Here is a 12,180-nt window from a genome sequence, read left to right on the forward strand (position 1 = left end):
CAAGGGATTAATTTCCGTTTCAAAAAGATTAAGGCGTATCAGGTTGAAAACCCGGGAATTTCGCCGGCTCAACGCTTTCCAGTTCGCAATTTCGTTAATGCGTGTGGACAAGTGGTATTTTTTTGGTATTGTTCTTCCATCGGAGGGACAGGGATGGCCGAACCGCGCACCGAAGCGCTTCACAGCAATGCCGAGGGACTGGACATCCAGGCCCCGGACGCCATCCTTTCTTCTTTGGTCAATGCGCAGATCGAGGCCGCCAAGGCTGTGCGCGACGCCATTCCCGCCATCGCCGCCGCAGCCGAAATCATCGCCGGGCGGCTGAACGGCGGCGGCAAGCTCGCCTATGCTGCGGCCGGCAGCTCCGGCCTGATGGCGCTGGCCGACGCGCTGGAGTTGCCCGGCACCTTCGGCATCAAGCGCGAACGCATCGCCATCCTCATCGCCGGTGGCGACGACGCTTTCAAGACCCTGGCCGGCGGACCGGAAGACGACACCGACGAAGCCTCGACGGCAATTGCCGGCGCCGGCATCGGCAAGGGCGACTGCCTGATCGCGATTTCGGCCAGCGGCTCGACGCCCTATGCGGTGCAGGCGCTGAAGGATGCGCGCAGCCGGGGCGCGGCAACCATCGCCATTGCCAACAACAAGGACACGCCCCTGCTCAGGCTGGCCGACGTCGCCATCCTGCTCGAGACGCCACCGGAGGTGATTGCCGGCTCGACGCGCATGGGCGCCGGCACTGCCCAGAAGATCGCGCTCAACATGCTGTCGACGCTTACCGCCATTCATCTCGGCCATGTCCATGACGGCTACATGGTCAATCTCACCGCCGACAACATCAAGCTGCGCGACCGCGCGGCTCGCATCGTCGCCGCTATCAGCGGCCGCGACCGGCAAGACGCCGTGCGGCTGCTCGAAGCGAGCGGCGGCGTCGTCAAGATAGCCATTCTGCTCGCCGCCGGCGCTGCCAACGCCGTTGCGGCCGAGAAGATACTGGAAGGGACCGGCCAGAAGCTGCGGCCGGCCCTTTCCGCGATCGAGGGGAACAAGGGCGCGAAGGCCCCTGTTCTCAAAACCGAACCTGAAAAAGGTCAACAGGGAGACTAGCATGACAACGAAATTACTGACGGCACTGCTTCTCGGCACCAGCATTCTCGGCACCGCCGGGTTGGCTCACGCCGATGACGTAACGCTCAATATCGAAAGCTGGCGCGGCGACGACCTTGCCATCTGGAAGGACAAGCTGATCCCGGCTTTTGAGGCCAAGAACCCGGGCATCAAAGTGGTGTTCGCACCGTCGGCGCCGACCGAGTATGACGCCGCACTCGGCGCCAAGCTCGCCGCCGGCTCGGCTGGCGACCTGATCACCTGCCGCCCGTTCGACAAGTCGCTCGAACTGTTCAAGAAGGGCAACCTTGCCGACCTGTCGGCGCTGCCCGGCATGGAAAACTTTTCGCCCGTTGCCAAGGCCGCCTGGCAGACCGACGACGGCAAGGCGAGCTTCTGCGTGCCGATGGCCTCGGTCATTCACGGCTTCATCTACAACAAGGACGCCTTCGACAAGCTCGGCCTCAAGGTGCCGACGACGCGTGACGAGTTCTTCGCCGCGCTCGACAAGATCAAGGCCGACGGCACCTACATCCCGATGGCCATGGGCACCAAGGACCTATGGGAAGCCGCGACCATGGGCTATCAGAACATCGGTCCGAACTACTGGAAGGGCGAAGAGGGCCGCGCAGCGCTGATCAAGGGCGACCAGAAGCTGACCGACAAGGACTGGGTTGCTCCCTATGAGGAACTGGCCAAGTGGAAGCCTTATCTCGGCGACGGCTTCGAGGCCCAGACCTATCCGGACAGCCAGAACCTGTTCACGCTTGGCCGCGCCGCCATCTACCCGGCGGGATCGTGGGAGATCGGCCTGTTCAACACCCAGGCGCAGTTCAAGATGGGCGCCTTCCCGCCGCCGGTCGAGAAGGCCGGCGACACCTGCTACATCTCCGACCATACCGATATCGGCATGGGCCTGAATGCGGCGTCGAAGAATGCCGACGCGGCCAAGACCTTCCTGTCCTGGGTCGCCTCGCCGGACTTCGCCACCATCTACGCCAACGCACTGCCGGGCTTCTTCAGCCTGAATTCCACCCCGGTGAAGATGGAAGACCCGCTGGCGCAGGAATTCGTCTCCTGGCGCGACAAGTGCAAGTCGACGATCCGCTCGACCTACCAGATCCTGTCGCGCGGCACGCCGAACCTCGAGAACGAAACCTGGGTTGAATCGGCCAACGTCATCAATGGCACCGACACGCCGGAAGCTGCCGCCAAGAAGCTGCAGGACGGCCTCGACAGCTGGTACAAGCCGGGCAAGTAAGAGCTCAGACAACAGACAGGGCCCCAAGTGGACGGCCCTGCGTTTTTCGACAGCATCATCGACTGCGAACGACGGCGCCGCCCCTCATCCGCCTGCCGGCACCTTCTCCCCGTATAGTGACGGGGAGAAGGATCAGCCGAAACGCAGGCGCCCCCTCTCCCCGTCCTTCACGGGGAGAGCGTGAGGGTGAGGGGCAGCGCTGCCGTCGAAGGCATTGCTAAACCTGATCGGCGGGGACCGCACTCATGGCCGCACAAACACGACCGAAACGACCGTTCCGCTGGCATATCGGCGTCTTCCTGGCGCCGGCGCTGCTGGTCTATACGGCGATCATGATCCTGCCGCTGGCCGGCACCTTGCAGCTGTCGCTGTTCCGCAACGTCGAGCAGCATCAGGTGTTCGTTGGCTTCACCAACTTCCGTACGTTGTTCGGCGACCCCAACTGGTCGGTGGGTTTCTGGAACGCGCTGAGGAACAACACCTGGTTCTTCATCATCCACATGGTGGTGCAGAACCCGATCGGCGTGCTTCTGGCCGCACTTCTTTCCAGCCCGAGGCTGAGGTTCGCCGCCTTCTACCGCACCGCGATCTTCGTGCCGACCATCCTGTCCTTCGTCATCGTCGGCTTCGCCTGGAAACTGATCCTGTCGCCGTTATGGGGAGTGGCGCCGCATCTGATGGACCTGGTCGGCTTGAAAAGCCTGTTCACGCCGTGGCTGGGCAAGGAACGATATGCGCTGACCGCGCTCAGCCTGATCTCGGTGTGGCAGTTCGTCGGCATCCCGATGATGCTGATCTATGCAGCCCTTTTGTCGATCCCCGAAGAGGTGATCGAGGCGGCCGAATGTGACGGCATCACCGGCATGTCGCAGTTCTGGAAGATCAAGCTGCCGCTGATCCTGCCGTCGATCGGCATCATCTCGATCCTGACCTTCGTCGGCAATTTCAACGCCTTCGACCTGATCTACACCGCGCAAGGGGCGCTCGCCGGCCCGAACTATTCGACCGATATTCTGGGCACTTTCCTCTACCGCGCCTTCTTCGGCTTTCAGCTGCAGACCGGCGATCCCAATATGGGCGCGGCGATCGCCACGATGATGTTCCTGATCATCCTCGGCGGCGTCTGCGTCTACCTGTTCCTCGTCCAGACGCGCCTGCGTCGCTACCAGTTCTGAGGGGCGAGATGTCGAGCTTGAACACCCCCCTCTGGCCTGCCGGCCATCTCCCCCGCAAGGGGGGAGATTGGCAGCTCTGGCCTTGCCGCTCGTCTTGCAACGTTGGCGATTGGCGAAAGCAGTCGCGGCATCTGATCTCCCCCCTTGCGGGGGAGATGTCCGGCAGGACAGAGGGGGGTGCCTTGGTGCCGACCTCAACAGTCATCGCTCGTCAGGAGACCTTCCAATGAGCACCGCCACCCGTTCGCTGCCCCGCACCATCGGCGCCCACACGATCCTGCTGACCTATACGGCGATCGCACTGTTTCCGGTGATCCTGGTGATCATGAATTCGTTCAAGTCCCGCGCCGGCATCTTCAGCGAACCGCTGACGCCGCCGACGCCAAAAACCTTCGACCTGATCGGCTATACCACCGTGATCGGGCAGGGCGACTTCATCCACTATTTTCAGAACAGCCTCGTCGTCACCGTCGCCTCGCTGTTCTTCGTGCTTCTGTTCGGCGCGATGGCGGCGTTCGCGCTCTCGGAATACCGCTTCCGCGGCAACACGCTGATGGGGCTTTACCTCGCGCTCGGCATCATGATCCCGATCCGGCTCGGCACCGTCGCCATCCTGCAATTGATGGTGGCGAGCGGGCTGGTCAACACGCTGACGGCGCTGATCCTGGTCTACACCGCGCAAGGGCTGCCGCTGGCCGTCTTCATCCTGTCGGAATTCATGAAGCAGGTGTCGGACGATCTGAAGAATGCCGGCCGTATCGACGGGCTGTCGGAATACACGATCTTCTTTCGGCTGGTGCTGCCGCTGGTGCGGCCGTCGATGGCGACGGTCGCCGTCTTCACCATGATCCCGATCTGGAACGATCTGTGGTTCCCGCTGATCCTGGCGCCGTCGGAAGAGACCAAGACGGTGACGCTCGGCGCGCAGTTGTTCCTCGGCCAGTTCGTCACCAACTGGAACGCCATCCTGGCCGCACTCTCGCTGGCGATCATGCCGGTGCTGACCCTCTACGTCATCTTCTCGCGGCAGCTGATCCGAGGCATCACATCCGGAGCCGTCAAGTGAGCGGAGCCCTACAAATCTCTGCTGGAGCCTTCACCCCACCCGGCGCTGCGCGCCGACCTCCCCATCAAGGGGAGGTAAAAGGTCGTGGCTTCATTCACGACCGCCAAAGGGCGACTTTCGGAGAAGCTTCTTTGGCAGTGAGGGTGTTCGCGCCAACGTCCTACCTCCCCTCGATGGGGAGGTCGGCGCGAAGCGCCGGGTGGGGTGACACCCTCTCAGAAGGAACAACTGGAACATCTGGAGTAGTTAGGTGACCTCTAAATCGCCCCTTCGCGTCGTCGTCGCAGGCCTCGGTAATATGGGGCGTAGCCATGCGCTGGCCTACCACACTAATCCGGGCTTCGAGATCGCGGCCCTGATCAACCGCTCCGACGTGCCGTTACCGGACGGGCTGTCGGGCTATGACATCCGTCGTTCCTTCGACGATGCATTGCGCGATGAAAAGCCCGACGTCGCCTGCATCGCCACCTATTCCGACAGCCATGCCGACTATGCGGTGAAGGCATTCGAGGCCGGCTGCCACGTCTTCGTCGAGAAGCCGCTCGCAACAACGGTGGCGGACGCCAAGCGCGTCGTCGCGGCGGCCAAGGCCAATGGCAGAAAGCTGGTGATTGGCTATATCCTGCGCCATCACCCGTCCTGGGTCCGGCTGATCGCCGAGGCGCGCAAGCTCGGTGGCCCTTACGTGTTCCGCATGAACCTCAACCAGCAATCGTCAGGCCCGACCTGGCAGACGCACAAGCAGTTGATGCAGACGACGTCGCCGATCGTCGATTGCGGCGTGCACTATCTCGACGTCATGCTGCAGATCACCGACGCCAAGCCGGTCGAGGTGCGCGGCATGGGGCTGCGGCTGACCGAGGAAATCGCGCCGACCATGTACAATTACGGCCATCTGCAGGTGCTGTTCGATGACGGTTCGGTCGGCTGGTACGAAGCTGCCTGGGGACCGATGATTTCGGAAACGGCGTTCTTCGTGAAGGACGTGATGTCGCCCAATGGCTGCGTGTCGATCGTCATGAAGGAAGGTGTGAAGTCGGACGACATCGACACCCACACCAAGACCTCGACCATCCGCCTGCACAGCGCTGCGACGGGTGCGGACGGCAAGTTCGCCAGGCCGGACGAGATGCTGTCGATGGACGGCGAACCCGGCCACCAGGATCTCTGCGACCTCGAACAGGCCTTCGTGCTGAAGGCGATCCGGGAAGACATCGACCTGACCCGCCACATGGACGACGCGGTGAAATCGCTCGCCGTCTGCCTTGCCGCCGATGAGAGCGTGCGCAGCGGCGCCCCAGTTAAGCTCTAGTAGGGCAAACTCTAGAACAAGGACGAAGCCGTGGGCTCGCTGGTAATCGAGAATGTGAAGAAGGCCTTCGGGCCGGTCGAGGTGCTGAAAGGCATCAACCTCGAAGTGACCGACGGCGAATTCGTCGTCTTCGTCGGCCCATCTGGCTGCGGCAAGTCAACCTTGCTCAGGGTCATCGCCGGGCTGGAGGATTCGACCTCCGGCAGGGTGGTGATCGACGGCGCCGATGTCTCGGCCACGCCCCCGGCAAAACGCGGCATCGCCATGGTGTTCCAGACGTACGCGCTCTACCCGCATCTGACGGTGAAGAACAATATGGGCCTCGGCCTCAAGCAGGCCGGCACGCCCGCCCCGGAGATCGAACGCCGCATCGGCGTCGCCTCGTCGATGCTGTCGCTGGAACCGTATCTCGAGCGGCGGCCGGCGGAACTGTCGGGCGGCCAGCGCCAGCGCGTCGCCATCGGCCGCGCCGTGGTGCGTGAGCCAAAACTGTTTCTCTTCGACGAGCCCTTGTCGAACCTCGATGCAGCGCTTCGCGTCAACACGCGACTGGAGATCGCGCAGCTGCATCGCCGGCTGAAGGCAACGATGATCTACGTCACCCATGATCAGGTCGAGGCCATGACGCTGGCCGACAAGATCGTCGTGCTCAACGCCGGCCAGATCGAGCAGATCGGCGGCCCGATGGAGCTTTACAATGCGCCGGCAAACGAGTTCGTCGCCGGCTTTATCGGCTCGCCGAAGATGAATTTCATCGACGGCGCCAGATTGGGCGAGACGGCCAAGACGATCGGCGTGCGGCCGGAGCATCTGACCGTGGATCCAAAATCCGGCGCCTGGAAGGGAACGGTGGTGCACGCCGAACATCTCGGCGCCGACACCAACCTCTATCTCGACTGCGAAAAGGCCGGGCTGATCACGGTGCGCATTTTCGGTGTCTACGACGCCGAGCCCGGTGCGACGCTGTATGCAACGCCCGAGCCGGGTAAGACATACCGGTTTGGGGCGGACGGCAAGACGATCAAGTAATCCTTCGCCGACAGCAACCACGGCGATCACACCGCGCCGAGCAGCACCGCGCCATGGATCGCCGCCTGCCAGCCCAGGGCCGCCCAGCGTATGTCCAGAGGCTCTACAACAAGCGAATGCGGTAGGCTGTCCGCGATGCGCTGCTTGAGCGTCTGGCGGGGATAGGACTTCATGTCGACGATACCGCCGCCGATCAGGATCGTCTGCGGGGAAAACAGGGCGGCTGCCGTTGCGACGGCCACCGCCTGCTGCCAGACGATTTCGTCGAGCCATTCGCGCAGCGATGGCGGCTGCCCGGCCGCCGAAAACAGATCGGCCACCGGGATATCGTAGTCTGTCGCGAGTTCGACAAGCGTTGCCCCTGAGGCGTAGGTCTCGACCCGGTTTGGCGGTCCGCTTTCGTCAGGCCGGTAGATCGGCATATGGCCGATTTCCAGCGCCCAGCCGCCGCCCCTGAAAATGCCGTCCTTGCCGAGATAGGCCGCACCGATGCCGGTGCCGAGATAGACCGCCAGCACCTCCTTTTGCCGCTTCACCGCGCCGGCAACGCTTTCGCCCAGCAATTGCAGCACGACGTCGCGTTCGAGCCGCACGGGAACGCGGAGCCGCGATGCCAGTTCCGTACCCAGCCGGATACCGTTCAGTTCGGGAATGTTGGCCGTGTGCAGCACCGTGTCGAAGTCGCGGTCGATGAACCCAGGCACCGTCGCAACGACCCGTGCAGGTTTGAGCCCGGCATCGCGGCAGGCTGCGGTGACCGCATCGGCCAACCCCGCCACAGGCGCGCCCTTGCGCAGTTGCGCGGTCGGGTAGGTGCGGGCGAAATCCACCGGGTGGCCGCGATCGGCAAAGCCAACCTTGACCGACGTGCCGCCGATCTCGACCACGGCGATGGTCTCATCAGTCGTTTTGTCGGTCATGCGAGCGGTTCCAGGAATTCCGAAAGACAGGCGCGGAATTCCAGCCGGTAGGCGGCGCGATCCTGCGATTTGGCTGTGATGGTGCAAAGCCGGGCCGACGGAATGAGCCCGGCCAGCGTCTGTGCGTCGTCCAGTCGATGGACGAGGTCATGGTCATGGCCGATGACAAGAGTCGGCACCGCGATAGCGCGGATCTCCGCCTCGCTCACGCCGGGACCATCGCCGGCGATCGCCGAAAGCAGCCTGCCGAACAGAACCGGGTCCGGGCGAGTGAAGAAGCCTTGCAGGCTGCCGAGATTGTCCGGCGCCAATCTGGCCAGTTCGCCGGCAACAGCGCTGTCATCGAACAGACGCCTGGCGTCTTGGGGCGAATGCCGCATCAAGAGATCGCCGACGACGGCATAGGGCTTCATATTTTCCGGAGCCGCCTGGACCACCCAGGCTGGTCGGGCGAGCACCAGCGCCCGCACACGAGCCGGCTTGTGCACTGCCAGGCGCAGCGCCAGTGCGGCACCCATCGAGATGCCGCCGACGACGGCCGAGCCGAGGCCGAGTTCGTCGGCCAGCGCTTCGACGTCTTCGGCAAACGTGGCAACCGAAAGCCGCTCGACCGGCCCGTAGCTGGATCCGCCCTGGCCCCGGCATTCGAGCGTCACGCGCCGGGTCACCGGCAGATCGGGAAACACGTCGGCGACCTGCGCCTCATCGCCGCCCAGCCCATGCTGGAAGATGACGGGAAGGCCCGTGCCGACCTCCCGGTAGGCAAGGTCGACGCCATCGCGGCTGAAGGTCTTTTTCACGCGCGCTCGCTCTCTTCAAGTACGGTGCGCAGAAAGGCGCCGACACCTGGCGCCTCGGCCTCTGTCAGGCCATGCGTGATCAGGGGGCCGTCGAACCCGGCGGCTCTTAGGCAGCCGATGAAATGCGGGAAATCGACGACGCCCTGTCCGGCGGCGGCAAAACTGCCATCGGCATTGCGGTCTTTGGCATGGGCCATGCCGATCTCGGCGGCCAGCAGATCGATGGCTTCGCGGATGAGGCGATGACGCTCCGCGCTGTCGGCCACTTCGAACAGATTGGCCGGGTCGAGCACGATGCGCAGCCGCGTGCTGTTCATTTCGTCCAGCAGGCGGCGTGCGGCCCGGGCGCTGGAGAGGACATTGGCCAGTTCCGGTTCGATGCCAAGCTCGATGTCGAAGCGCTCGGCAATCGCGATCGCCGCTTCCATCTCCGTCCGCAGATCGCTCCATGCCGCCTCGCTTGCATTGTCGGGATGCCAGCGCCACTGATCCTGCGCATCCCTTGTGCCGGTGCACAGCGTAATCAGACGGGTGCCCATATCGGCGCATGACGCGGCCAGTACCTCAAGCCGGGCGAGTCCCTGGATGCGAACCGTGCGATCCGGGTGGATCATGTTGTAGGTTCCCGAAACCGCCGCGATCGAAACGCCGGTTTCACCGCTCGCCTCAGCGACGGACCGGGCCGCGTCGCGTTCGATGCGGTCCGGCATCGACGGCAGTCCAAGGCACGCCATGTTGAACTGCGCCGCCGTGTAGCCGCCGTCCGCGACCGCGCGCAGCACCGGCAAGGCGCCGGTGGTGGCGAAGGTCTTGGCGAAAATCCCAAGCTGCATCACACCACCCCGTCGACATCGGGGAGACGGACGGCGCGGCCGCCGGCAGCGGCCGAGCGGGCGATGGCCGCCATGCCCCTGACCGATGCGATGCCGTCCTCGATGCCGGCGCCGATCATCGGCGCGCCATTCAGCACGACATCGGCAAAGCCTTCGAGCTGGCGGCGATAGAAGTGGCCATCCGCGCCAAGCGTGCGGTGCCAACTGCCATCGGCCTCGCGGAAAATGTCGACCTCACTGCTCTTGTAGTACCAGGGGTTATACGTCTTCGCGAGAACGCTGCCGTTCTCGCCGTAGATCTGGAACCCTTCGTGCCAGTCCATGCGCACGGCGACCGTCAGGTCGAGATGGCCGATCGTGCCGTCGGCGAAGATGGTGGTGATGAACCAGCAATAGGCGCCATAGCGCTCGGTGAGCCGCGCCTCCACCGCTTCGATCGGCCCATGCAGATGGCGCGCCGTATCAAGGAGATGGCTGCCATGCGCCAGCATATAATACTGGCGCAGATCCGCCTTGGGATTGACGGCAGGCTTGCGCGCCTTGGCGCTGGTGATGATCAGCGGCTGCACCGCATCGGTCATTGGGTAGCGGTGGGTGCTGTCGCAATACCAGCCCTTGAACGCCAGCCGCTCGCCCATTTCGTCGTCGACGAAAGCCTTGGCCGCTTGGATGCCGGGGTCGAAGCGCTTCATATGGCCGACCTGGAGCACCTTGCCGCTCTTGTCGAGCGTGGCCCGCAAACCTTCGACCTCCTCGACCGAAACGCCCAGCGGCTTTTCGCAAAGCACATGCTTGCCGGCATCGAGCGCCAGTTCCGCGGCCTTGACGTGAAAAATGTCCGATGTCGCGATGATGACGGCGTCGAGATCGGGATCGGCCAGCATCTGGTCGTAGTCGGCATAGGATTTTTCAGGCGCGTAGGTCGCGGCCATCCTGTCGCGCAGATCGTCGGCGACATCGCAGATGGCATAGAGATCGGCATTGCGTGCCTTGGTGCAGGATTCGAAATGCGCCGCCTGGGCAATCGGACCGCAGCCGAGCACGCCGACACGCAGCCGCTTTTCGTCTTTGCGAGGCATTGAATCTCTCCTGATTAGCGCGCGGCGAGGCCGCGAAGTTGAAATTGCGGATCGCCCGACAAAGCTGCCTGATGCAGCAGACAGGCAGCGCCCAATGCCGGACCGTCGGCGCCGACGCGCGACAGTTCGACTGTGGGAACCGGATAACCTTCAGCCAGGAAGTCCGAGAGGAAAGCTTCCACCTGTTTGGCGACAAAGGGATAAACCGCATTGACGGAGCCGGAGAGGATGATGCGCTCCGGCTGCAAGGTGCAGGCAAGTGTCGCCAGGCCGCGGCCGAACCAGAGCGCCCAGTCGCGCGCGGTGGCAACGGCTTCCGGATCGCCGCCGGCCAGCGCTGCGACAAACTCATCCACGCCGGCGCGCAGTCCGCTTATGTGCAAATAGCGAGCCAGCAACGCATCCTTGCCGACATAGGATTCCAGTCGGCCCGGGCGCTTCGCGTCGAAGACAAAACCTTCGTCGCCAATGCGCAGATGCCCGATTTCCCCGGCGCCGCCGAGCCGGCCGCGATGCAGCCTGCCGGCATTGATGATGCCGCCGCCAACGCCGTTCTCGATCAGGATGACCAGAGCATCCTCGTCGTCCTTTCCTGGCCGCGACCGGTATGTCTCGGCCACCGCCACGGCATTGGCATCGTTTTCCAAGAGGATTGGAAAGTCCGCGCCAAAGGCAGTGCGCAAAAGCTCCGCCAGATTGACCCCATGCCAGCCAAGGATGGTGGCATGGTATGAGACGCCGTCAGCGGCGGGGAAGCCGGGCACGGCGACATTGAGCCCGTAGGGGCGCGTACCCGCAGGCAATTGCGAGCGGATCTCGGCGACGAGTTCCCCGATGATGTCGACCGCGGCTTCGGGCGTGCTACCGGGGCCGGCAAATGCCCTAGAGGCGCTCGCACGCCGCGCGCCGGCAAGGTCGACAGCCACGGCTGCGATCCAGTTGACGCCGATATAAGCGCCAAGGAAGAAGCCGCCATTGCCGTCGATCTCGACCAGGATACCGGGACGGCCGACCCGACCCTCGCTATCCTGCTCGTCATCCGCTCCATCCGACCGCTCGCGCGCCAGACCGGCTTCAGTCAGCCCCAGCACCAGGGCGCCGGTGGTCGACCGGGTCAGGCCGAGATCGCGTGCGAGCGCTGCCCGGCTCGACGCGCCGGCACGAAACAGCGCCGCAAGTGCCCGCGTTTCGTTCGGCCGAAGATCGGTCGACACCAGCACGTCGTTCTCCACAATTTGTTTGATTGTCATACTAATAGAATTCTAGGCGGTTTGAAAGACCCAAGGTTGGGTGCGTTGCAACAAAACATTCAGCATCCCCATGCCCATTGACCCAAGTTTCAACGATGATTTGTATCAGAAACTTACAAATTGGCATGGGAGGATGGGAGGCCGGTTCTAGCGCGTCTCGAACATATCGTGAAGGATTTCGGTGCCGTCCGCGCGCTGGACAACGTCTCGCTCGACATAAACGAGGGCCAGGTTCTCGGCCTGATGGGCGACAATGGCGCCGGCAAATCGACGCTGGCCAAAACCATCGCCGGAAATTTTCAGCCGACGTCCGGCACCTCCCAAGCCTGTCCTCCGGCGCATCGG

At 63.6% G+C, this 12,180-nt stretch carries 11 protein-coding genes and 1 pseudogene; 7 read left to right on the forward strand and 5 right to left on the reverse strand.

Going from position 1 to position 12,180, the window contains the following annotated elements:
- The first annotated feature begins 153 nt into the window (after window positions 1-153).
- From ACYG9Z_RS16860 to ACYG9Z_RS16885, 6 genes are all read left to right on the forward strand, one after another.
- Window positions 154-1,110, forward strand: coding sequence for an N-acetylmuramic acid 6-phosphate etherase (locus ACYG9Z_RS16860; protein ID WP_023689957.1), 957 nt, complete (start codon window positions 154-156; stop codon window positions 1,108-1,110).
- Window position 1,111: 1 nt separating this feature from the next.
- Window positions 1,112-2,371, forward strand: coding sequence for an ABC transporter substrate-binding protein (locus tag ACYG9Z_RS16865; RefSeq protein WP_023668844.1), 1,260 nt, complete (start codon window positions 1,112-1,114; stop codon window positions 2,369-2,371).
- A 245-nt stretch (window positions 2,372-2,616) separates the two neighbouring features.
- Window positions 2,617-3,546, forward strand: a complete 930-nt coding sequence (locus tag ACYG9Z_RS16870) for a carbohydrate ABC transporter permease (protein WP_023707791.1) — start codon at window positions 2,617-2,619, stop codon at window positions 3,544-3,546.
- 226 nt (window positions 3,547-3,772) lie between these two features.
- Window positions 3,773-4,612: a carbohydrate ABC transporter permease gene (locus tag ACYG9Z_RS16875; protein ID WP_023745182.1), complete on the forward strand. Its 840-nt coding sequence runs from the start codon at window positions 3,773-3,775 to the stop codon at window positions 4,610-4,612.
- Window positions 4,613-4,862: 250 nt separating this feature from the next.
- Window positions 4,863-5,924 carry a Gfo/Idh/MocA family protein gene (locus ACYG9Z_RS16880; RefSeq protein WP_023732573.1) on the forward strand — a complete coding sequence of 354 codons (1,062 nt, stop codon included), beginning with the start codon at window positions 4,863-4,865 and terminating at the stop codon, window positions 5,922-5,924.
- A 30-nt stretch (window positions 5,925-5,954) separates the two neighbouring features.
- Window positions 5,955-6,953, forward strand: coding sequence for an ABC transporter ATP-binding protein (locus ACYG9Z_RS16885; RefSeq protein WP_023752416.1), 999 nt, complete (start codon window positions 5,955-5,957; stop codon window positions 6,951-6,953).
- A 26-nt stretch (window positions 6,954-6,979) separates the two neighbouring features.
- On the opposite strand, the gene ACYG9Z_RS16890 is transcribed toward ACYG9Z_RS16885, so the two are convergent.
- From ACYG9Z_RS16890 to ACYG9Z_RS16910, 5 genes are read right to left on the reverse strand one after another with little or no spacing between them, the layout of a single operon-like run.
- Window positions 6,980-7,873 (reverse strand): ROK family protein, encoded by an 894-nt coding sequence (locus ACYG9Z_RS16890; protein WP_023752415.1) that lies wholly within the window; start codon window positions 7,871-7,873, stop codon window positions 6,980-6,982.
- Entirely contained in the window at window positions 7,870-8,673 is an 804-nt protein-coding gene (locus tag ACYG9Z_RS16895; protein WP_023752414.1) for an alpha/beta fold hydrolase, read from the reverse strand. Before ACYG9Z_RS16895 ends, ACYG9Z_RS16890 begins: the two co-directional genes overlap by 4 nt.
- Complete coding sequence (locus tag ACYG9Z_RS16900) at window positions 8,670-9,506, reverse strand: sugar phosphate isomerase/epimerase family protein (protein WP_023752413.1); 837 nt, start codon at window positions 9,504-9,506, stop codon at window positions 8,670-8,672. Before ACYG9Z_RS16900 ends, ACYG9Z_RS16895 begins: the two co-directional genes overlap by 4 nt.
- Window positions 9,506-10,585, reverse strand: coding sequence for a Gfo/Idh/MocA family protein (locus ACYG9Z_RS16905; RefSeq protein WP_023752412.1), 1,080 nt, complete (start codon window positions 10,583-10,585; stop codon window positions 9,506-9,508). The genes ACYG9Z_RS16900 and ACYG9Z_RS16905 overlap by 1 nt, the downstream gene beginning before the upstream one ends.
- A 14-nt stretch (window positions 10,586-10,599) precedes the next feature.
- Entirely contained in the window at window positions 10,600-11,835 is a 1,236-nt protein-coding gene (locus tag ACYG9Z_RS16910; RefSeq protein ID WP_084566322.1) for an ROK family transcriptional regulator, read from the reverse strand.
- Between the two features lie 120 nt (window positions 11,836-11,955).
- On the opposite strand from ACYG9Z_RS16910, the pseudogene ACYG9Z_RS16915 reads away from it, so the two are divergent.
- Window positions 11,956-12,153 (forward strand): annotated as a pseudogene (locus ACYG9Z_RS16915) (ATP-binding cassette domain-containing protein); the annotation flags it as partial.
- Window positions 12,154-12,180 lie beyond the last annotated feature (27 nt).

It is taken from the genome of Mesorhizobium sp. RSR380A (assembly GCF_054719385.1).

Bases quoted from the DNA above. Each gene is read 5' to 3' on its own strand.
- ACYG9Z_RS16860 (WP_023689957.1), top strand. From the start codon at position 154: ATGGCCGAACCGCGCACCGAAGCGCTTCACAGCAATGCCGAGGGACTG.
- ACYG9Z_RS16865 (WP_023668844.1), top strand. From the start codon at position 1,112: ATGACAACGAAATTACTGACGGCACTGCTTCTCGGCACCAGCATTCTC.
- ACYG9Z_RS16870 (WP_023707791.1), top strand. From the start codon at position 2,617: ATGGCCGCACAAACACGACCGAAACGACCGTTCCGCTGGCATATCGGC.
- ACYG9Z_RS16875 (WP_023745182.1), top strand. From the start codon at position 3,773: ATGAGCACCGCCACCCGTTCGCTGCCCCGCACCATCGGCGCCCACACG.
- ACYG9Z_RS16890 (WP_023752415.1), bottom strand. From the start codon at position 7,873: ATGACCGACAAAACGACTGATGAGACCATCGCCGTGGTCGAGATCGGC.
- ACYG9Z_RS16900 (WP_023752413.1), bottom strand. From the start codon at position 9,506: ATGCAGCTTGGGATTTTCGCCAAGACCTTCGCCACCACCGGCGCCTTG.
- ACYG9Z_RS16905 (WP_023752412.1), bottom strand. From the start codon at position 10,585: ATGCCTCGCAAAGACGAAAAGCGGCTGCGTGTCGGCGTGCTCGGCTGC.
- ACYG9Z_RS16910 (WP_084566322.1), bottom strand. From the start codon at position 11,835: ATGACAATCAAACAAATTGTGGAGAACGACGTGCTGGTGTCGACCGAT.